The sequence below is a fragment of the Streptomyces roseirectus genome (genome assembly GCF_014489635.1).
In the GTDB taxonomy this organism is placed as follows: domain Bacteria; phylum Actinomycetota; class Actinomycetes; order Streptomycetales; family Streptomycetaceae; genus Streptomyces; species Streptomyces roseirectus.
The window spans coordinates 1,135,627-1,156,892 of record NZ_CP060828.1 but is presented as its reverse complement, the minus strand read 5'-3'; the positions used below and the strand labels follow the sequence as shown (position 1 = coordinate 1,156,892).

At 71.9% G+C, this 21,266-nt stretch carries 17 protein-coding genes; 3 read left to right on the top strand and 14 right to left on the bottom strand.

Going from position 1 to position 21,266, the window contains the following annotated elements:
• Positions 1 to 8: 8 nt before the first annotated feature.
• The 8 genes from IAG44_RS04635 to IAG44_RS04600 form a co-directional block, all read right to left on the bottom strand.
• Complete coding sequence (locus IAG44_RS04635; protein ID WP_187745856.1) at positions 9 to 545, bottom strand: ATP-binding protein; 537 nt, start codon at positions 543 to 545, stop codon at positions 9 to 11.
• A 4-nt stretch (positions 546 to 549) separates the two neighbouring features.
• Positions 550 to 2,484: a glycoside hydrolase family 84 protein gene (locus IAG44_RS04630; protein WP_187745855.1), complete on the bottom strand. Its 1,935-nt coding sequence runs from the start codon at positions 2,482 to 2,484 to the stop codon at positions 550 to 552.
• Positions 2,485 to 2,493: 9 nt separating this feature from the next.
• The gene (locus tag IAG44_RS04625) at positions 2,494 to 4,614 is read right to left on the bottom strand and encodes an endo-beta-N-acetylglucosaminidase (protein ID WP_187745854.1); all 2,121 of its coding nucleotides are present in this window, start codon (positions 4,612 to 4,614) and stop codon (positions 2,494 to 2,496) included.
• A gap of 78 nt (positions 4,615 to 4,692) precedes the next feature.
• A complete protein-coding gene (locus IAG44_RS44500) occupies positions 4,693 to 5,412 on the bottom strand; it encodes a WD40 repeat domain-containing protein (protein WP_343075718.1) in 720 nt (239 codons plus the stop codon).
• Positions 5,396 to 6,238, bottom strand: coding sequence for a polysaccharide deacetylase family protein (locus IAG44_RS04615; protein WP_187745852.1), 843 nt, complete (start codon positions 6,236 to 6,238; stop codon positions 5,396 to 5,398). The genes IAG44_RS44500 and IAG44_RS04615 overlap by 17 nt, the downstream gene beginning before the upstream one ends.
• A 231-nt stretch (positions 6,239 to 6,469) precedes the next feature.
• Positions 6,470 to 7,294: an SAM-dependent methyltransferase gene (locus tag IAG44_RS04610; protein WP_187745851.1), complete on the bottom strand. Its 825-nt coding sequence runs from the start codon at positions 7,292 to 7,294 to the stop codon at positions 6,470 to 6,472.
• 845 nt (positions 7,295 to 8,139) lie between these two features.
• Positions 8,140 to 9,849 carry an ABC transporter permease subunit gene (locus IAG44_RS04605; RefSeq protein ID WP_187745850.1) on the bottom strand — a complete coding sequence of 570 codons (1,710 nt, stop codon included), beginning with the start codon at positions 9,847 to 9,849 and terminating at the stop codon, positions 8,140 to 8,142.
• Between the two features lie 7 nt (positions 9,850 to 9,856).
• Positions 9,857 to 11,353 carry an ABC transporter substrate-binding protein gene (locus IAG44_RS04600; protein WP_187745849.1) on the bottom strand — a complete coding sequence of 499 codons (1,497 nt, stop codon included), beginning with the start codon at positions 11,351 to 11,353 and terminating at the stop codon, positions 9,857 to 9,859.
• A 190-nt stretch (positions 11,354 to 11,543) separates the two neighbouring features.
• Between IAG44_RS04600 and IAG44_RS04595 the strand changes: the two genes are divergently transcribed.
• Complete coding sequence (locus tag IAG44_RS04595; RefSeq protein ID WP_246561477.1) at positions 11,544 to 12,059, top strand: NUDIX hydrolase; 516 nt, start codon at positions 11,544 to 11,546, stop codon at positions 12,057 to 12,059.
• Here the strand turns inward: IAG44_RS04595 and IAG44_RS04590 are convergent.
• From IAG44_RS04590 to IAG44_RS04570, 5 genes are all read right to left on the bottom strand, one after another.
• The gene (locus IAG44_RS04590) at positions 12,056 to 13,501 is read right to left on the bottom strand and encodes a glyceraldehyde-3-phosphate dehydrogenase (RefSeq protein ID WP_187745847.1); all 1,446 of its coding nucleotides are present in this window, start codon (positions 13,499 to 13,501) and stop codon (positions 12,056 to 12,058) included. The genes IAG44_RS04595 and IAG44_RS04590 overlap by 4 nt on opposite strands.
• A gap of 125 nt (positions 13,502 to 13,626) precedes the next feature.
• Positions 13,627 to 14,178 (bottom strand): EF-hand domain-containing protein, encoded by a 552-nt coding sequence (locus IAG44_RS04585; protein ID WP_187745846.1) that lies wholly within the window; start codon positions 14,176 to 14,178, stop codon positions 13,627 to 13,629.
• 67 nt (positions 14,179 to 14,245) lie between these two features.
• Positions 14,246 to 16,555 (bottom strand): molybdopterin-dependent oxidoreductase, encoded by a 2,310-nt coding sequence (locus tag IAG44_RS04580; RefSeq protein WP_187745845.1) that lies wholly within the window; start codon positions 16,553 to 16,555, stop codon positions 14,246 to 14,248.
• Positions 16,556 to 16,654: 99 nt separating this feature from the next.
• A complete protein-coding gene (locus IAG44_RS04575) occupies positions 16,655 to 17,968 on the bottom strand; it encodes an MFS transporter (protein WP_425508512.1) in 1,314 nt (437 codons plus the stop codon).
• A gap of 83 nt (positions 17,969 to 18,051) precedes the next feature.
• Positions 18,052 to 18,447, bottom strand: a complete 396-nt coding sequence (locus tag IAG44_RS04570) for a DUF3291 domain-containing protein (protein WP_187745843.1) — start codon at positions 18,445 to 18,447, stop codon at positions 18,052 to 18,054.
• Positions 18,448 to 18,583: 136 nt separating this feature from the next.
• On the opposite strand from IAG44_RS04570, the gene IAG44_RS04565 reads away from it, so the two are divergent.
• A complete protein-coding gene (locus tag IAG44_RS04565; RefSeq protein ID WP_187745842.1) occupies positions 18,584 to 19,210 on the top strand; it encodes a MerR family transcriptional regulator in 627 nt (208 codons plus the stop codon).
• A 169-nt stretch (positions 19,211 to 19,379) separates the two neighbouring features.
• Here IAG44_RS04565 and IAG44_RS04560 read toward each other — a convergent pair whose 3' ends face one another.
• Positions 19,380 to 20,237, bottom strand: coding sequence for an AraC family transcriptional regulator (locus IAG44_RS04560; protein WP_246561475.1), 858 nt, complete (start codon positions 20,235 to 20,237; stop codon positions 19,380 to 19,382).
• Positions 20,238 to 20,437: 200 nt separating this feature from the next.
• Between IAG44_RS04560 and IAG44_RS04555 the strand changes: the two genes are divergently transcribed.
• Entirely contained in the window at positions 20,438 to 21,226 is a 789-nt protein-coding gene (locus tag IAG44_RS04555; protein WP_187745841.1) for an IclR family transcriptional regulator, read from the top strand.
• Positions 21,227 to 21,266: the final 40 nt, after the last annotated feature.

Genomic DNA, 21,266 nt, shown 5'->3' with positions numbered 1-21,266 from the left:
ACGGACAGTCAGCACCCCACCCAGCCCGTCACCCCCACCACCTCCCGCGCGATGTCGACGACCGTCCGCCCGTCCGTCACCACCCGCACCGTACCCTCCGACGCCCCCGCCTCCAGAAGCCGCGCCTTGCGGACGCTGTTCCCCCACTCCTGCTCCAACTCGGAGCCGAGTTCCCGGCGTTCGAGCCGGCCGCGCGTGGTGGCGTCGGTGGCGGTGAGAAGAACCCGCACGAGCCGGACGTCGTCCCCGAGCGCCCGCTCGAAGATGCCGGTGCTGTCGGGCAGCACGCTCGCCGTGTTGACGTAGACGAGGCGACGGTGGCCGAGGCCGGCGTAATTCGCCCAGACCGCCTTGAGGTTGGCGGTCGTGATGGCCGCGCGGTGCGGGTCGGAGGGCGGTGCGGGGTGGACCTGGCCCATGAAGTCGCCGTCGATGAGGGCGTGCGGGATCTCGGTGGCCCGCAGCAGCGCGGACACCTCCCAGGAGACGGTCGTCTTGCCCACGCCCGCGCGGCCGCCGATGAGCAGCACCTCCGTGTGATCCATACCGTCACCGTAGTGTGCGGGCCTCCGTCAGGAACACGTCGAGGACGCCGTCCGCCACCCGCACCGGCCCCTGCGGACGGGTCTCCCCGGGGATCGTCTGGATGGCGCCGGCGCGTGAGGTGAGAGTGGATGCCTCCGTGAACAGCCGTTGGGCGCTGGTCTCGTCGCCGGTGATGCGGGCGGCGAGGGCGTCCAGGGTGCGTTCGAAGGCCGTTCCCCAGAGGTGGAGCGCGTCCAGCCAGGGGGCGCAGTCGGCGACAAATCCCTTGTCTGTCACGCCGGTTCGGATGCGGGCCGGGGCTGAGGTGAGGAGTTGGGCGTGGGGGCGCAGGGCGCGGAGCGCGGAGTCCTTGGCGCCGGTGGCCCATGTCGAGCGGAACTCGCCCAGGCGCGCGGCGAGTTGTGGGGCCTGGGGCTGCCACGGTGTCGAGCCGAACGTGGGGGCGAGGTGTTCGACGTCGAAGAAGGCCAGCAGTGCCTCGACGGTGGACGGGTCGCCGTCCGCCAGGTGGGCGGCCGCCGCGCGCCAGGCCCGCTGCGGGTCGTAACCGGTGTCGTTCCAGGCGAAGTCGGCGCCGCCGAAGAGAGCGACCTTGCTGGCGGCGGCCTGGTTCATGGGGTTGAGGACGAGGCCGGAGAGCTGGGTGTGGAGGCCGGGTTCGCGGGCGGCGTAGGGGGCGAGGAGGAGGCGGCCCTCGGCCTGGCCGTAGTCGTTGACGGGGTAGTTGTCCCAGAGGAAGACCTTGCGGCCCCAGACGGAGGCCGCGCGGGAGGCGTCCTGGACGGTGATGCGGGGCGGGACGGTGTCGGTGCCGGTCCACATCACCTCGACGCGGGGGTCGAGTTGTTCGCGGATCGTCTTCTTGTAGGGGGTCTCGGTGACGTCGCCGTATTCCGTCGGGACCATCTGGAGCGGCTGGGTCCCCGGGCGCGTTGCCAGGAACCCGCGTTGGAGGCGGTTGAGCAGATCCACCTGGGCCCGTGCCGCCGACTGCTGGGAGGGTGCCCCGTAGGCGGTGCGGTCGCCGGCGCAGTTCCAGCGCGTGTAGCTGATGTCGTCCAGCGGGATGGAGAAACTGCGCACCCCGAGGTCGTACACGGCCTGGAGCTTGGCCTCCAGGGCGGCGCGGTCGGCGGCGGAGCTGTAGCAGATGGAGACGCCGGGGGAGAGCGCGAAGGTGAAGCGGACGTGGTGGTCGGCGGCCTGGCGGATCAACTCGCCGAGCTGGGCGAGGAGTTGCGTCGGGTACGGCTCGCGCCAGCGCTCGCGGTGGTAGGGGTCGTCCTTCGGCGCGTACAGGTAGGTGTTCATCTTCAGCGCGCCGTAGAAGGCGAGTTGGTCCAGACGCTCCGCGTGGGTCCACGGACTCCCGTAGAACCCCTCGATCGCACCGCGCAGCGGCATCAGCGGGTGGTCGACGACGGACACGCCGAACACCGTTGTCCCGACGGTGAGTTGACGCAGCGTCTGGGCGGCGTAGTACGTGCCGCTCGCGTCGGCACCCGCGAGGACCACCGTGCCGCCGCCCGGCGCGGCACGGGACGCGAGCGCGTACCCCTCGGCGGGCAGGGACGCCGGCACCTGCCCGCCCGCCGCCCGCAACGCGTCCGCGACCCGGACGTCCCCGATCACCCCGACGACGACGGTCAGCCCGTCCGCCTCAACTCCCGTGGCGGGCAAGGGGGATTCCTCGACGGACGTCGCCCCCGCCGCACGCAGCACGGAGACGACGAGGTCGCGGGTGGGCCGGTCCGGCTGCCCGGCGGTGAGGACACGCACCCGCGACGGTACGGTCAGCGGACCGCCGTTGGCCGTCAACTGCTGCGGCCTGGGCGTCACTTCGGGCAGCGCGGCGGCGTCCGGGCTCGCGGCGGCCGGTGGTGCGGCGGTGAACAGGCAGGACAGGACGAGCGCGGCGACGGTCAGCCTCAGCCCCATGTCGGCCCCCTACCAGGTGAGTTCGGTCGTGGCGGAGCAACTGCGGCGCCCTGTCACGGACACCGCCTCCAGTTCGAGGACGGTCGTCGCCCCGTCCCCGGCGCGGTCCAGCGGCGACACGCAGTACGCCCCGTCGTACGTCCGCCCCAGCCACCGCCGTCCGCCGGAAGTCCGCCGGAACAGGTCGTAGCGGGCCACCTGATCCGGCACGAAGTCCCAGGTCAGATAGACACTCGCGGCATCCCCCGCCCGCACCGCCCGCTCGACGGCGAACCCGGTCGGACACCCCGGCGCCGGATCCGGGCCGGCGTCCGCGATCCGCAGCTCACCGAGGTGCAGGGCGATCCCCGGGGCCCCGCTACCCCCGGCCAGCAACGACACGTGCACGGCCGCGACGGTGCGCCCCGCCCACGCCCCGAGATCGCCGGTCCACCGCGACCAACCCGCCCCCACCGCACCCGAGTTCAGCCAGACCGTGTCGGCGGGCGCGTCCTCGAAGACCAACCCGAGCCGCAGCACCGCCGAACCGGTCGAACCCCGGTGCACCAGTGAGGCGGTCGACGACGCCGTCAGCGGCAGCCGCGTCTTGAAGAGGCGCACGACCGCCGACGCGGACGGGCCCAACGCGCCGCTGAGCCGCAGGGAGTTGCCGCCGTCGTACGCGACCGTGTGGTCGTAGTCCGCGCGGATCGCGGTACTCGGTGCGCCCGCTCCGTCGCGGATCCACCACTGCCAGGTCGGCAGGAGGTCCTGGACGCCGATGTCGAACCAGGGACGGTCGCCGGCCTGGACGCCGTCGACGAAGAACCGCTCGCCCGTGCCGGTGCAGAACCGGGTGACGAACGGGAGTCGGCCGATCGCGGACTTCTCGACGATGTGGTGGGCGGTGCCGTCCCAGCCCGCCGGGTCCAGCGGGCGGCCGCTGTCCGGCTGACGGGTGCGGCCGGTGCGCGAGGGGTCCTCGGCGGGACCCGACCAGAGCTGGCGCTCACGCGCGTACGCCGGGGCCTGCCGCGCCAGGGTGCTCTTGTCGCCGTCGACCGTGTACCAGACCATCTCGGAGCCGAGGAACGCCCAACTCGTGCGCGGGGCACCGCCGTCGGGGAAGATCGCGCGCGGATCGTAGGGCTGCGCGAAGCGGTACATGCCGATCTCGCTGCCCGCGTACACCACCTCGAACGGGTCGAGGCCGAGCGAGCGGGCGTGCGTGGCGGACGCCTGGATCTTGGCCGAGTTCCACCAGTAGTTGAGGAACACGCTGCTGTTCACGCGCTGTCCGCCGTTGACGATCCAGGGGGAGTTCACCTGGTTGAACTCGTTCTGGTAGGAGATCCGGCCGTCGACCGTGAGCGAGTCGTACCACTGGAGATGGAAGCCGGGCGGCGCCGTGCGGGCGAGGTAGCCCAGCATCTCCAACAGCAGGCGCGCCTGGGCGGCCGTGATGGTGGCCTCCTGGTTGACGAAATAGCCGTCGAACCCGAAGTGCTGTGCCATCGCGATGAGTTGGTCCGCGAGCGGGAAAGTGCCCTGCGGGGTCCGTTCGACGATGTCCGCGAAGTTCTCCGGGCGCGGCCAGAACCAACAGCCCAGGCTCAGCACGCCGTTGCGGTGTGCGGCGTCCGTGTAGCCGGGGTTGGGGAGGTTCAACAGGCCGTAGGGTGGGACGGGTTCGGTGTGACGGCCGTCCAGCGGCAGCCCGTGCCAGGACGCGTAGACGTCGGGGTACTGCCAGAACCGCAGCGCGTACGCCTCGGCGACCGGGCCGTACGGATAGCCCTCGGTCTCCCAGGCCGGCTGCACGTAGTCGTTGGCGAGGACGGCGAGTCTGGGGCGCGGGTCGAGGCCGCGGCGCGCCTGGGTCGGCTCGAAGGGGGCGATCCGGGCGGCCAGTGGGACACGGGAGCGCAGATAGCGGGCGTGCCGGTCGGTCTCCGGGCGCCACGCCTTGATCTGCGGCCCCGAATAGCCGTGCATCAGAGGAGGTTCGGGGCCGAAGCCCGCCGCCGCGAGGGACTGCGCGTGGACGGCTGTCGCGGGGAGGGCGGTGGCCAGCAGTCCGGCACCCGCGGCCTGCAGAAAGCCGCGGCGCCGCAGGGGTCTGGATAACGGGCCTGACGCGTCGACGGGCAAGGGATCCCCTCTCCTCGGTGCGGCGAGAGCGACACTAGAACTCTAAAGTTCCTGTCGCAAGAGGCAGTTGACGCTCTATCAGGTGAGGATCCAGATGCGGACGGTTCCGTTCTCGGCCGCCGTGGCGAGCGCGGCGCCGTCCGCGCTGAAGCTGACCGTGCGGATCTTCTGGGGGGGGGGTCCGCTCAGGGGGGGGGGAGGGCGGCTGATGAGGGCCAGGAGTCTACCGTCGCCGCTGAAGCCCAGGGGGCGGCCGGCGGCGAGGGCGGCGAGGTGCTTCGCGGTGGGGACGCTCCAGAGGCTCGCCTTGTGGCCGGCGGTGAACTCGCCGCTCGTGGCGAGGGTCCGGCCGTCCGGGCTGAGGGCCAGCACGTACCCGGTGGGGAGGGTCGCCGTGCGCTTCGCGGTCGTCACGTTCCAGAGTCCGACCGCGCCGGGGCCGCCCGCCGCGCCCGCCGCGAGCGTGGTGCCGTCCGGGGTGAACACCATGGTCTGGACGCCGTTGTCGAACCCGGTGAGGGTCGTGACGAGCTTGCCCGTGGTGGTGTTCCACAGGCGGATCGGGTTGTCGTAGTCCGGCCGGCAGCCGGCGCAACAGCCGCTCGGCGGCCTCCGGTTCGAGTTCGGGATCGGGCGTGACGTCGAGCCGCACGTCCCGCATCCGCTCCGCAGCCGAAGAGCTCTCCCGCATGGTGTCCCCCGATGCCGCCGTCGTGCCCCCTTCAGCGTGGCCGTCCACGGGGCCGTGCGGGAGTGTCCGGGGACAAGTTCGCGGGCCGTCCTACAGATAGTCCTCAAGCCGCGCGACCGTGAAGCCCTGTTCCTCGATGTGCCGGAGCATGTTCACGGTCATCTGCGTGATCGTCCGCCCCTTCAGCTCGGACGGCCCCCGGAAGTGGGCGAGGATGATGTCGCCGGGCCGCAGCTTCTTGCCGGGGAGCTGGTACTGCATGTTCTTGATCTGCATGGACTCGCGCCACAGGACGATGGCCTGGAGCCCGCAGGACGCGGCGGCGGCGCGGGTCGCCTCGTTCCAGTTGCCGTAGGGCGGGCGGAACAGGCGCGGCGCGGTGCCGTAGTGCTCGGTCAGCTTGGTCTGCTGGCCGCAGATCTCCCGCTTCTGCGCGTCCGCGCCGAGCGTGGGCAGGTTGGGGTGGGTCAGGGTGTGGTTCTCGACGGGGTTGCCGAGGGCCTGGAGCTTCGTGAAGTAGCCGTAGTCCGACCTGATCGCGGCGTCCGTGAGGAACATCGTGATCGGTATCTTCAACTCCCGCATCATCGTGATGAATTGGGGGTCCTGCTCGGTCCCGTCGTCGTAGGTGAGGAAGACGACCTTGTCCTTGGTCGGTATCTCGCTGATGACGGGTATCCGCCCGCCCGCCCCCAGCCGGACCGGCTTCTTCGCGGGCGGCGCGGGTGGCTGCGCCAGCGGCTTCAGCCCCCACTTGCGGTACGCGGCCTCGACGGCGGCCCGGGGATCCACGGAGGGCGCCGCGCTCGACGCGGAGCCGGACGCGGACGCCGCCGGCCGGGACACCGCCGAGGACTCCGTCGTGCATCCCGTCGCCAGGCCCGCGACGAGCAGAGCGCACACCGCCGCCGCTCCCTTGATCCGCCCACGCATCGTGCTGCTCTCCCGTGCTCCGTACGCCGACCCCGTTCACCTGTCTGGATGTCGAACGGGCGTCCGTGGTTCCGTGCGCACACGATGACACAGGTGACGGCAGGTCGCTGACCAGGACCTGGAGAGCCTGGGGTGGAACCCCGCCCTGAGGCGTGCCCCACCGTGACATGCGGAGGCGGGACCGGCCCGGACCGGTCCCGCCTCTCGGAAACCCTTACGCCGTACGGCGGTTCACGCCTTGCGGCCGACCGCCCCGTACGCGTCCACGTACACCTTGTGCGTGTCCGCCGTCGGCCGCCACTCGGTCACCTGGACGACGCCGGGCTCCAGCAGGTCGAGGCCGTCGAAGAAGCCGCCGATCTCCTCGACGGTGCGCACGTAGTACGGCACGGCGCCGCTCTTGTTGTACGCCTCGGACGCCGCGATCATGCCGGGGCTGGTGGACGTCGAGTCGCTGATGACGAGGTGGCTCCCGGACGGCAGCCCGGCCATCAGCTTGCCGACCAGCTCACGCGCCTGCTCGTACTCGGCGACGTGGCCGAGGGTGTTGAGGATCATCAGCGCGACCGGCTGCGAGAGGTCCAGCGTGCCCGCCGCCTTCTCCAGGATCGCCGCCGGGTCGTACATGTCGGCGTCGAGGTAGGCGGTTTTGCCTTCCTTCGTGCTGGTCAGCAGCGCGTTGGCGTGGGCCAGGACGATCGGGTCGTTGTCGACGTACACGATCTTCGTCTCCGGGGCGACGCGCTGCGCCACCTCGTGCGTGTTGTCGGCGGTGGGCAGGCCGGTGCCGATGTCGAGGAACTGGCGGACGCCGACGTCCGCGACGAGGTGGGTGACCGCGCGGCCCAGGAAGTGCCGGCTCGTCACCGCGACGTCCACCAGGCCGGGGAAGATCTCCTTGATCTGGTTCCCGATCTGCCGGTCGACCTCGTAGTTGTCCTTGCCGCCGACGAAGTAGTTCCAGAACCGCGCCGAGTGGGGCGTGGACGTGTCGATCCGGGAGCGCGCTTCCTGGGCCTTGCTCGCGGGGGATTGGGTGTCCTGGGTGTCCGGCACGGCGGAGCCTCCTGCGGATCGTGAACAACGCTGATCAGAACGCCACCCTAGGCGAACACCCTTTGGCCGAAAGCCACTTGCCCCCACCCATCGCCACCGACCGTAAGGTTTTGGCCAATGGGTGCCGGCGGGGCCCAACTGGGGCCGGAGCAGGGCGCGTTCGCAATCCGGCTGACGGCGCGACGGGCAGAGCCGCAGGCCGGAACCCGGGATACGCGGGCTGTGTTCGCGACCGCACCCGACACGACGCGCGCCGAAACCGCCATACGCCCGCGCCCCAACGGGTGGATCATGACCGGGACTTGGCCGCGAATTTCGGCACGCGTCCGGTCCACCACGCGGACTGCCCTACGCCGCACGGGAGTTGACCGCCGCGCGAACTGCGACGCGGCCCCGCTGCCGAACGGATCGCACCGCCCGCGAAGGCGGAGCCGGCCGAGGAGGGGCGTCCTGACCGGGGTCGGCCGGATCACGGCACGCCCGGCCGCACCGAGTGCTTCAGCCCGCGACGACACCTCCACCGGGCCCGGCCCACAAGACACCCTCGGCCGGGCGGAACGGGCACACTCCCGACGCCGGTACCGCCCCCGGCGTCGACTCCGCCGCCGACGCCGACACTGCTTCCCGGCGCCAACGCTGGTGTCCCGCCGAGTGGTGTGGCGGCGCAGGGCTCTTGACTCCGCAGGTCAATTGGCCGACGCGTTCGCCTCGGCACCGGGCGCCGTCTCGACCCTGAGCGGAGCCACACGGCCGGCATGGCTACACCACTCGGCGGGACGCCACCACGCCACCCCTGCCCCGAAACGCCGGCGCTGCCCCCACCCCTCACCGCACCCCCGCGCCCCTCACCTCTTCCGCCGCCACCCCGCGACCCCACCATCCACCGACACCGCCAGCACAGCCAGTACCACCAACGCCCCCGCGGGCCCCAGCACCGTCCACGGCGCCAGTTCCAGATACGGCTGGTTCTCGGACATCAGCCGCCCCCACTCCGGCGTCGGCGGCTGCTCGCCGAGCCCCAGGAAGCCCAGCGACGCGAGGACGAGCACCGCCGTGGGCAGCCGCAGCAGCGCGTTGCGGATGACGGCGGGCAGCACGGCCGGCAGGTGATGGCGGCGCAGGAGATGTGCCGCGCCCGCGCCCAGGGAGCGGGACGCCATGGTGTGCCCGGCGGCCCGCTCCTGCGCGAGCAGCGCCGACGTCTGTGCCGCGTACGGCGCCCAGCCGACCAGGCACACGGCGAGCGCGGCGCCCCACACCGACGGCCCGGTCACGGCCGTCGTCAGCAGCCCGGCGAGGACGGCGGGCAGGGTCGACACGACCTCCGTCAGCCCCGTGCCGACCCGCCCGGAGAGCCCCAGCAGCAGCCCCACCAGTACGCTCACGCCCGTCACCGCGAGCGCGACGGACGCCGTGCGCAGCGCCCCGTGTCCGAGCCTGGCCAGCATGTCGCGGCCCAACGAGTCGGTGCCCAGGGGGTGTTGGAGCGAGGGGGAGAGCAGGCGGGCGGCCGTGTCGACCTGGGCGGGGTCGCGCAGCAGCCCGGCGACGACGGCCACGAGCAGCACCGCGCCGCACCCCGCCCCGAGCCACCACCGCACCCGCACGTCCACCACCGGCAGCGCGGGCAGCGCCCCGTCGCGCAGCGCCGGTCCGAGCAGCGCCCGGCACAGGGCCCGGATCGCCAGCCCGGCCCCGACGCCCAGCAGGACCAGCACCAGCGTCACCGTCTGGAGCGGCGGCAGATCCTGTGCCAGGGCCGTGTCGAGGGCGAGCCGCCCGAGCCCGGGGATGTTGAAGATCTTCTCGACGGCGACCGAACCGCCCACCAACCCGACGACGGTCGGCAGGAGCTGCGGCAGCACCCCCGGCAGCGCCCGCCGCAGGGCGTTGCGCGCGACATACCCCCGCGACAGCCCGAACGCGCGCGCCGTGCGCGCCCACGGCTCCTGGAACGCCCCCGGCAGCGCCTGCTGGAGCAGCCCTCCGATCATCGCGCCCGACGGCACCCCCAGCGCGAGCGCGGGCAGCACCATCGACGCCGGCCCCTCCCATCCGCTGGACGGCAGCCACTTGAGCCACACCCCGCACACGGTCGCGAGCAGCGAGGCCAGCAGGAACTTGGGCAGTGCGGCGAGGACGGCGGCGGACACCCCGTCCCCGGCCTGCCGCAGCCGCCCGCGCGAGCCGAGATACAGGGTCCGCGCACACACCAGCCCCGTCACCAGGACCGTCACGGCGAGCGCGCCCAGCATCATCGTCACGGACACCGCGAACGCGTCCGAGACCTGCGGCCACACCGCCTCCCCGGACACCCACGACGTCCCGGCGTCCCCGCCGAGCCAGCGCAGGAGGTGGGGCAACGGCCCTTCGTCGAGCCCGAGTTGTTCCCGCACGGCGGCCAACTGCCCCGGCGTCGGGTCCTGATCGCCGGAGCGGGCGCGAAGTACCGTCAGCGCGGGGTCGGTTCCGGAGAGCCAGGGCAGCGAGCTGACGGCGGCGAGGAGGACGGCCCCGGCCAGGACACGGCCGGCCACCGTACGGGAATCGGTCACGATGAGGTCACTTCAGGTGGGTGCCGGCGTCGATGAGGGAGCGCTCACGCGGGTCGAGCAGCACGCCCTCGACGTCGGGGGAGATGCCCTGCACGACCTTCTCGTGCACCAGCGGCACCACCGCGTCCGTCCGCAGGATCTCCGCCTCGGCCCGCATGATCTTCTTGTGCCGCGCGGCCGGATCGCCTTCCTCGGCCGCCGACTTGATCGCCTGGTCGACCTTCGCGTCCTTCAGTCCGGCGAGGTTGTAGACCCCGTCGCTCGTGAAGTCGCTCGCGAGGTAGGCGACCGCGTCCCCGGTGTCGAGGAGCGTCACCCGCGAGAACACGAGCGCGTCGTACTTCCCGGCGAGCAGGTCGGCCTCCATCTGCGTGTACTCGCGGACGTCCTGCTTGACCGTGAACCCGGCCTTCTCCAACTGCTGTTGCAGCACGGTCGCCGCCTCGGGCAGCTCGGCCCGGTTGGTGTAGGCGGCGAGCCGCACGGTCGTCCCGGCGGGCACCTTCACGGCGGCGGCCCGCCCGGTCACGGGGACGCGGTCGGCGGCGGCCCAGGACACGGCGGGCCCGAACAGGCCCTGCGGGGCGTCCGCGTACCCGCCGAACACCGAGCCGACGAGCGCGGAGCCGTCGACGGCCTCGCGCGCGGCGGCCCGCAGTCCGGCGTTCGTGAAGGTGCCGCCGCGGGTGTTGAGGACGAGGCTGTCGGTCCGCACGGACGGCACCTCGTGCCGGGTCTTCGCGTCGAGGAGCTTGGCCTGCGAGGTGGGGATCCACTCGGCGATGTCGACGTCCTTGGCGCGCAGGGCGTTCGCGCGGGCGGTGCCGTCCGCGATCCAGGTCACGTCGATGCCGGGCGCCTTCGCCTCGCCGCCCCAGTAGCCGTCGTACCGGTCGAGCGTGGCGCTCGTCTTGCCGGTCAGCTTCGTGATCCTGAAGGGGCCGGTGCCGGTGCCGACCGGTGTGACGGCGCCGTTCGCGCCGTACGCCTTCGCGGCGAGGATGCCGAGGGCGGGGCTCGCCAGGCGCAGCGGGAGCACCGGGTCGGGCGTCTTGGTGGTGAGGGTGACGGTGTCGGCGTCGTCGGCCTTCGCGGTGAGGGTGACGTCGCTGAGGACACGCGGCTTGGTCGCGGCGGAGTTCGCGTGGCCGAGGGCGTTCACGACCGAGGCGGCGGTGACCGGGGTGCCGTCCTGGAAGGTCGCCTTGCGCAGCTCGAACGTCCACGTCGTGGGGTTGGTCCGCTTCCAGGACGTGGCCAGCGCGGGGGCGGCGGCGCCGTTCTTGTCGAGCGCGGTCAGGCCCTCGACCACCGAGAGCTTGCTGAGCACGGTCGCGTCGTTGCTGTACGGGGACAGCGCCTGCGCGGGCGGCACCGCGAGGGCGACGCGCAGCCGTCCGTCGCCGGAGCCCTGCGCGGAGCCGGACCCGCCCGAGGAGAAGCAGCCCGCGAGGAGCGGGGTCAGAGCGAGTGCCGCGATGAGGCCGCGGGAGGTGGTGCGCATGGGTGTCCTGTCGTACGGGGAGGGGACGCGCCCCCGATGTACGTACGTATGTCAATACGATCATCGAGGACTCGGACACTTTATAAGGCAAGCCTTACCAACCCGACAAGTGGGTCTCCGCAACCGTCCCCCGCGCGGAACTCGGTCGTTGACCAGGACGACCCGACCCCTCCTCAGGAAGGAACCCGCCGTGGACGAGACCGTCACCGCCGAGAAACCGGAGGCGTGGCTGCCCAGGGAGGAGTGGGTGCAGACCCAGCCGAGGACCCTGCTCGCGTCCTGCGTCCTCCTCCTGGACACCGCCGGCCGCGTCCTCCTCCTGCGCTACGCCCCCGGCCAGCCCGCCGCCGGGGACTGGTGGCTGCCCGGCGGCATGCTCGACCACGGCGAGGACCCCCGGACGGCGGCCCGCCGCGAACTGCGCGAGGAGACGGGCCTCGGACTCCCCGGCCCGCTGCGCCTGATCGGCATCGACCACCGCGCCGACGTCCTCGGCACCGGCCCCGTCCTCGACTGCTACTTCCACGGCGGCACCCTGCCCCCCGGCGCGGCCGTCCGCCTCAGCGAGGAGCACGACCGCCACGCCTTCCACCACCTCACCGACCTCGACGCCCTGCTCCCCGCGCCCCACCTCCGCACCTTGTGCGCCCTGCACGAGGCGGCGCTGGCGGGGACGACGGTCTGCCTGACGGACGGCGAGCTCTAGACCGCCGTCGCCGGGAACGTCGGGTACTCGACGCCCGACACGTGCTGGACGACGCGCACGACCTGGCAGGAGTAGCCGAACTCGTTGTCGTACCAGAGGTAGAGGATCGCGTTGTCGCCCTCGACCTTCAGCGCGCCCGCGTCGACGATCGAGGCGTGCCGGGAGCCGATGAAGTCGCTGGAGACGGCGTCCGGGGCGGTCGTGAAGTCGATCTGGCGGCGCAGCGGCGAGGTCAGGGACACCTCGCGGAGGTGGTCGTGGACCTCCTCGCGGGTGGTCTCGCGGGCGAGCTGGAGGTTGAGGATCGCGATGGAGACGTCCGGGACGGGCACCCGGATCGAGCTGCCGGTGATCCTCGCCTTCAGGTCGGGCAGCGCCTTCGCGACGGCGGAGGCGGCGCCCGTCTCGGTGATCACCATGTTGAGCGGCGCGGAGCGGCCCCGGCGCTCGGACTTGTGGAAGTTGTCCAGCAGGTTCTGGTCGTTGGTGAAGGAGTGGACCGTCTCGACGTGCCCGCGCTCCACCCCGAACGCGTCGTCCATCGCCTTCAGCGGCGGCACGATCGCGTTGGTCGTGCAGGACGCGCAGGACAGGATCCGCTCGTCCGGCTTGATCGTGTGGTGGTTGACGCCGTGCACGATGTTCGGGACGTCGCCCTTGCCGGGCGCGGTCAGCAGCACCTTGTCGATGCCGGGCCGCAGGTGCCCGCTCAGGCCCTCGCGGTCGCGCCACTTGCCGGTGTTGTCGATGAGGATCGCGTTGGTGATGCCGTACGCGGTGTAGTCGACCTGGGAGGGGTCGTCCGCGTAGATCACCTTGATCTCGTTGCCGTTGGCGGTGATCGTGCCGGCCGTCTCGTCGACGGTGATCGTGCCCTGGAACTGGCCGTGGATCGAGTCCCGGCGCAGCAGCGAGGCCCGCTTGACGAGGTCGCCGGGGCCGCCGCCGCGCACGACGATCGCGCGCAGCCGCAGCCCGTTGCCCGAACCGGACTTCTCGATCAGCAGGCGCGCGACGAGCCGCCCGATACGGCCGAAGCCGTACAGGACGACGTCCCGTCCCGCGCCCCGCTCGATCTTGTTGGCGCCGGTCGCCCCGGCCACCGCGTCGGCGGTGAACTCCTCGACGCTCAGGCCGCGTCCGTCGGCCCGGTAGCTCTCGGCGAGCAGCCCGAGGTCGATCTGCGAGGGGCCGAGGTCGAGCGTGGTGAGCGCCTGGAGGAACGGCATCGTCTCGGTGACCGACAGCTCCTCGCCCGCGATCTGCCGGGCGAACCGGTGGGTCTTGAGGATGCTGACGACCGACTTGTTGACCAGGGAGCGGCTGTGCACGAGGACGGTCACGTCCCGCTCACGGTGCAGCTTCCCGATGACCGGGATCATCGACTCCGCGGTCTCCTCGCGGTTCATCCAGTTGGTGAACGAGTCCTCGTTGACAGTCACAGGGCTCTCTTTCGAGCTAGGCGGCGCTCATCTGCGGTGCTCATATGGTAACCCGGTGTTCATATGAGCAACGAGGGGGGTGGGGCCTCGCCCTTGGCCCCACCTGTGGCCTCGCCCGTGGCTCGTCAGATGGCGACCCTGCCGAACAGGTGGTTGGCGGGGGCGCCGGGGTCGTCGCCGTAGAAGAACTCCGCGACCGCCCGGTGGAATTCGGCGCGGTCCAGTGCGCCGGAGCCGTCCCGGTCCAGCGCGGCGAAGACCGTGGCGCACTCCTCGCCGGAGACGCCGGCGACCGCGTCGAACATCAGCCGGAACTCCGACTGGTCGATCCTGCCGTCCCCGTCGAGGTCGACGAGGTCGAAGAAGCAGTCGGTCACCGGCTCGACCTGCCGCGGGTACAGGGCGGGGTCGGTCAGGGCGCGCCGGAACCCCTCGGTCATCTCCCGCAGGTCGACCTTCCCGTCGCCGTCCTGGTCCATCGGGGCGATGACGTTCGTCCAGAACACGTCCATCCCCTCGGTGAGCAGGCGGGCGGGCGTGGAGTCCGGCGCGACGCCCCGGGCGGCGATGTAGCGCTCGCTCATCATGCGGACGTCCCGCTGGGTGATGAACCCGTCGCCGTCGACGTCGGCGCCCCTGAACCACTGGGCGTACTTGAGGTCTTGGAGTGCAGTCATGTCTGCGCACGGTATTCATACCGTCATGTATGCGCAAATGGGTTGAAAAAGGCGTTCGTTGACCGTGTCAGCGTTCGAGTCGTGGTGGTGTGAAGGCGCGCACCTCGGGAAGGGGGCCGTCGTGGACCTCGACGTCGACCAGTGCGCTGAGGGCGCTCGGCCCTTGGGACAGGCGTGAGCAAGGCCGGTCCGCTGTGAGGGAGTTCGGGTTGCCGTGGCGGTCCAGTGTTCCGCTTGTCCCCGGCCGCACGGGGTCCCACCATGCTCCGGTGGACAGTTGGACGACGCCCGGCATGACGTCGTCCGACAGGACCGCGCCCGCGAGGCAGCTGCCCCGGTCGTTGTGGACGCGGACGACCGTGCCGTTCTCGATGCCGCGTGAGGCGGCGTCCGACGGGTTGATCGTCACGGGCTCACGGCCGTGGATCTTCGAAGCGAGGCTGTGGCCCCCGTTGTCGTACTGGCTGTGCAGGCGTGAGGCGGGCTGGTTCGAGATCAGGTGCAGCGGGAACCGGTCCGCCAGGTCGCCGCCCAGCCACTCGGCGGGCTCGAACCACGTCGGGTGCCCGGCGCAGTCGTCGTAGCCGAACGAGTCGATCTCCTCGGAGAAGATCTCGATCCGGCCCGAAGGCGTCGGCAGGGGGAACCGCCCCGGATCCGAACGCAGCGCCCCGAAGTCACCGGGGAACGGCCCGGTGAGCGCGGGCAGTTCGGCGGCGGAGGTTCGCCAGAACTCGTCGAAGTCCGGCAGGGCGGCCCCGTCGCCGAGTGCGGCTCGCGTCTCCTCGTAGAGGTGGCGGACCCAGGCGGACTCGGAACGCCCCTGCGTGAACTCCCGCTCGTAGCCGAGCCGGGCGGCCAGGGCGGCGAAGACGTGGTGGTCGGTGCGCGACTCGCCCGCCGGTTCCCGCACCTTCGGCATCGCGACGAGGTGGGGATCGGAGAATCCGGCGGCGAAGTCGTCGCGCTCCAAGCCGGTGGCGACGGGGAGGACGATGTCCGCGAACTTGGCCGTGGTGTTCCACCACGCCTCGTGCACCACCACCGTGTCCGGGGTCTGCCAGGCGCGGGTCAGCCGGTGGAGGTCCTGGTGGTGGTGGAAGGGGTTGCCGCCGCACCAGTAGACCAGGCGCAGTTCGGGCAGCGTGAGGCGCCGGCCGTCGTAGTCGATGGTCCGGCCCGGGTGCAGCAGGGCGTCGGCGATCCTCGCGACGGGGATGAAATCCGCGACGGGGTTGGGAACAGCGGGGACCGACGCCACGAAGGGGCGGCCCGGGGCGACACCGGTCGCGTCCATCGTCGCGTACCCCGCGCCCCAGCCGCAGCCGGGCCGGCCCATCGAGCCCGCCATGGCGGCCAGCACGACCGACATCCAGATCGGCTGTTCGCCGTGATCCGCCCGCTGCACCGCGTAGTTGACCATGACGAGGGAACGCCGCTCGGTGAGGCGGCGGGCGAGGCCGGTGAGCGCGTCGCGGCCGATGCCGGTGATCCGCGCCGCCCAGTCGGCGTCCTTGGGGACGCCGTCGGCCTCGCCGAGCAGGTAGGCGGCGAAGCGGTCGAAGCCGACGCAGCACCGGCGCAGGAAGTCCTCGTCGTGCCACCCGTTGACCAGCATCGTGTGCGCGATGCCGAGCATCGCGGCGGTGTCGGTGTTGGGGACGACGGGCAGCCACTCGGCGTCGAGGAAGCCGGCGGTGTCGGCGCGGATCGGGCTGACGTTCACGAACCGCACCCCGGCCGCACGGCACCGGCGCTGGAGGTCCCGCGTCCGGTGCCTGGCCAGCCCGCCGGGGTTGATCTGGCTGTTCTTGAGGGCCAGCCCGCCGAACGCCACCACGAACTCGCAGTGCTCGGCGATCTCGTCCCACATCGGCATCCGGGACTGGTAGCTCCACGGATGCCCGCCGATCACATGGGGGAGGACGACCTCCAGGGCGGCGGTGCTGTACGTGTTGCGGGAGTCGGTGTATCCGCCGCCCAGCGCCAGGAACCGGTGGAGCTGACCCTGCGCGTTGTGGAAGGCACCCGCGCTCGCCCAGCCGTAGGAGCCGCCGAACACCGCGCTGTCCCCGTGCTGTTCGCGCACGCGCCGCAGTTCCTCGCTGACCAGCGTGAGCGCGTCGTCCCAGCTCACCTCCACGAAGGCGTCCGCGCCCCGGGCCGTGTCGTTCGCGCGCGGCAGGCCGTCCAGCCAGCCCTTGCGCACGGCGGGGCGCAGCACGCGGGCGCCGTCGTCGGCGGCCGTCACCATGCCGGGGCCGATGGGGGACGGCGCGGGGTCGTCGTCCCTCGGCTCGATCCGCACCAGTCGGCCGGAGTCGACCACCGCGACGAAACTCCCCCAGTGCGTCGCCACCGACAAGCGTCGTTCCACCGTGCATCAACTCCATCCCTGAAGTCTCCGCCGCCCCCGCGCAACGGCCGGCCGACGGTCCGAGGCTTCCCCGACGGCCCTCTGCCCAACCCGCGCGGCTCACGGCCTCCGGGGAATCCCGAGCGCGCAGACCGCCCCCGCGAACACCACCGCGACCCCCACCCACACCGCGGGCACCAGCCCGTCCACGAACCCCCGCGGACTCCCGGTGTCCCCGTACGCCACGAACACCGTGCTCAGGACGGCGATCCCGAGCGCGCCCCCGATCTCGCGGACGGTGCTGTTGGCGCCGGACGCCTTCCCCGCGTGCTCCCGGTCCACCGAGCCCAGCACCACGGCCGCCGTCGGCGCGAACACGAACCCCATCCCGGTGCCGGCCACCACCATCGGCCACACGAGCGCCGCGTACGCCGTGTCCGTCCCGGCGAGGAGGTTGATCCAGCCGAGCCCCGCGCCTTGCAGGAACAGCCCGAGCGCCATCAGCCGCCCGCCCCCGACCCGGTCCGTCAGCAGCCCCGCGACCGGCGCCACGACCATCGGCATCAGCGTCCACGGCAGCGTCCGCACCCCCGCTTCGAGGGGGGTGCGCGGCGGCGCGATCTGGAGGTACTGCGTGAGCAGGAAGAGCGAGCCGAAGACCCCGAAGTACATCGCCGCCGAGACGACGTTGGTCAGCGTGAACGCCCGCACCCGGTAGAACGACAGCGGCAGCATCGGCTGCGGCGCCCGCCCCTCCCAGGCGACGAACCCCGCGAGCAGCACGGTCCCCGCCGCGAACGCGCCCAGCACCGTCCCCGACGTCCAGCCGTCCGGCTCGCCGTGCACGATGCCCCACACGACCGCGCACAGCCCGCCCGCCGCGAGCACCATCCCGCCCAGGTCGAGCCGGGTGCCCGGCAGCGCACTCTCCTTCAGCGCGCCGTACACCAGCGGGATCGCGACGACGCACACCGGCACGTTGACCCAGAAGATCCACCGCCAGTCCAGCCCCTCGACGACGGCCCCGCCGACGACCGGCCCCAGCGCGACGGCGAGCCCGCTCACCCCGGACCACACGCCCAGCGCGAGCCCGCGCAGCCGCTCGGGGACGGCCTGCGACAGCAGCGTCAGCGACAGCGGCATCACGGCCGCCGCCCCGAACCCCTGAACGGCCCGGAACGCGATCAACTGCCCACTGCTGCCCGCCAGTCCGCACCCCACCGACGCCAGCGTGAACAGCGCGATCCCCGCGACGAACACCCGCCGGCGCCCGAACCGGTCCCCGAGCGCGGCGCCGGTCATCAGCAGACAGGCGAAGCCGAGAACGTACGCGTTGACGAACCACTGGAGCTGCTGGGTGCTCGCGCCGAGGTCGACGGCGAGGGTGTGAAGGGTCGTCGAGACGACCAGGTTGTCGAGGGCGACCATGAACATCGGGACGCTCGCGGCGACGACCGCGAGCCACAGGGGAGCGCGGCGGGTCGCGGCGCGGGGCGCCTCGGTGGTGCCGGTGAGCGTCACGACGCGTCCTCCCGCTGTTTCTCGGCGAGCCGGTTCCGCGCGTCCGTCCAGTCGATCGCGGGCGGGCCCGCCCAGTAGGTGAAGGTGGCGGACTTCATCGACTTCCTGAGGCCGGTCATCACCGGCCGGTGCGGGACGGCGCGCGCGTACGCGTGGAGCGCGTCCTCGCTCTCCCAGGACGACAGGGTCCAGAACGTGCGCTTCAGGGGCTCGGCGATCAGCGCGGCGCCGTACGCGCCCGGCGCGCCCTTGGCCTGCTTCCAGACCGCGGGGGTCTTCAGCAGGAAACGCAGGGCGTCGGCGAGGGTGCGGACCTCGAAGCGGGAGGCCATGAGGTACGCCTCGGTGTCCGGCGGGGGAGGAGTGGCGGCGGTCCAGCTCAGAGCGGGCATGGGTGTGTCCTCACGTCGGCGCGCAGGGGTGGGTGAAGGGCAGGCCAATATTGGATACCTGCACTATCTATGTTAGACAGTAGAGGTATCCAATAGTGAGTGGCAAGGGTCACGAGGCCGGAGCGGGGCACCACCGATGCGCATGTCCGAACTGAGCCGCCGCAGCGGCGTCTCCGTCACGACGATCAAGTACTACCTGCGCGAGGGCCTGCTCCCGCCCGGCCGCCAGACCTCCGCCACCCAGGCCGAGTACGACGAGGCGCACCTGCGCAGGCTCCGCCTGATCCGCGCCCTCACCGGCGTGCGCGGACTGTCCGTCAGCACCGCCCGCCAGGTCCTCGACGCCGTCGCCGCGTACACCGGCGACCCCCACATCCTGCTCGGCCTCGTCATCGGCGCGATCGACGTCACCGGCGAAACCGAAGAGGCGTCCGCACCCGAGGGGACCGCCGAAGTCGACGCCCTCATCGCCGAGTTGGGCTGGAACGTGCACGCCGGCGCCCCCGCGCGCGCCGCCCTCGCCGAGACCATCACCTCACTGCGCTCCCTCGGCGCCCCCGTCGACCACACGACCCTCCTGCCCTACGCCCGCCTCGCGGAACGCACGGCAGCCCTCGACCTCGGCCAGCTCGACGGCATCGACGACCCCCTGGAGAGCGCCGAACGCGCCCTCCTGCTCACCGTCCTCCTCGAACCCGCTCTCCTCTCGCTCAGGCGCCTGGCGCAGCAGAACGAGTCGGCGCGCCGGTACGGCCACGGCTGACACTCGCGCAACGGAAGGTCGCCCGAAGCACGCAGGACACAGTCTTGCCACTTCCGGTAATCGGAAACAACCGTTCTTCCGAACAACGGAAAGAAAACCGAGTTTACGGGCGTAGACCTCCGCCCTTAATAGAGCGGCCGAACGATTAAGCGGGTCCGAGGTGCCCGAATCACGACTGGTGACCCCGTTTCGACTCACGCCGGAAGGCACCCGGTGTCATATTCACGCGGCGCACGAAGAACTTGCCGAAGTTGGTCACCTCGGAGAATCCGAGCTGCCGCGCGATCGCGCTGATCGGCAGGTCGGTGTGGACCAGCAGCCGGCGCGCCTCCAGGGCCACGCGCGCGTCGATCACGTCCTTCGTCGACGTCCCCGCGACCGCGCGGCAGGCCCGCGACAACGCGCGCGTGGAGCACCGCAGCGCCGCCGCGTACTCCTCGACGAGCCGGGTCGCACGGTAGGAGCGGTCCAGCTCGCGGCGGAAACGCAGGAACAGTTCACCGTGCTCGCCGCTGAACGCGGCCGTCTCCTTGTGGCGTTGACGGCACATCTGGTCGATGTGCAGCAGGACGACCGCCAGCAGATGCTTCAGCAGGTCCTCGCCGAGCCCCTGGTCGGGGCGCGTGAACTCCTCCTCCAGCACGCCCAGCACCCGCTTCAGCGCGGCGAGTTCACCGTCCCGCAGCCGCCAGTGCGAGGGCCGCAGCACGTCGTCGAGCATGCCCATGTGCGCGCTCATGCTCAGCGGGAACGACTCCGTGAACATGATGATGTCGGCGTCCATGTCCGGTCGCGGACAGAACTGGACCACCTGGTTGGGCCGCGTCCACAGCAGCGTCCCCGGACGGCACACGACGCGCGCGGAGTCGATCGCATAGGTCCCGCCGCCCTCCGTCACCAGCAGGATCTGGTGGAAGTCCAGCCGGTGCGGAGCGGCCAGGAACTCCGGGTCCCCGAAGCCGCGCAGGGTCTTCAGCGAGGTGAGCGCGAGACCGAGACCGGGCCGGCACAGGGGCGAGAAGGGCACGACGGGGATCGCTAACGATGCGAAATCGACCATGGGCGTTCCGGAATCGACCTTTCTCATGCAGCTTGAGGGTTCAATCATAGACGTGGTCGCTCGATGCCGGATCATCTCTGGTTCCCCACGTGCCGCTTGGTGCCCGCACGTGCCCACACGCATCCCGAAAGCACCCTTGTCATGAAGGTGAAAGGAAACTGAACGGGATGACCACTCCCCACTCCTCCCCGGAGCGTTCGGTCGTCGACCGGACGCTGAGCATCCTTGCCGCCTTCGACCCGGAGAACCGGACGCTGTCCCTCAGCGACATCAGTCGCCGCTGCTCCCTGCCCGTCGCCACGGTCTACCGCATCGTCAACAAACTCCACGCCTGGGGCGCCCTGGAACGCTCCGCCGACGGCGGCTACAGCATCGGCCTGCGCCTGTGGGAGACCGCCTCCCTCGCCCCGCGCGCCTCCTCCCTCGTCGAGGCCGCCCACCCCTGCCTGGTCGCCCTGCACCGGCAGACCTCGGCCGCCGCGATGATCGCCGTCCGCGACGGCGCCGAGAGCGTCTGCCTGGCCTTCGTCTGCGGCGACCCGCAGCGCACGGCCCGGGTCGTCGCCGAACGTCGCCGCCTCCCGCTGCACGCCACCGCCGTCGGCCTCGTCCTCCTCGCGCACGCGGACGAGACCGTCCAGCAGCAGGCCCTCGTACCGCCCCTGCGCGCCTACACCCCGGCCACCGTCACCGACGTCAGCGCGCTGCGCCGCGGCCTCGTGCGCGTGCGCCGGGAGGGCTACGCGCTCGTCCACAACACGTTCGTCCAGGGCCGCAGCAGCCACGCCGTCCCCGTGCGGGACGCGCGCGGGAGCGTCGTCGCCGCCGTCGGCGTGATCGCCGACGCCGTCCGCGTCCAGCCCGCCCGCACGGCGCCCCACCTGCACGCCGCGGCCGCCGCGATCGCCCGGGGTCTGCGCGCGGACGAGTTCGCGCGGACGGAGATGGGTGCCTGAGGCCGTGCGCGGTGCGCGAGGGGCCCCGCCGGGTAGGACT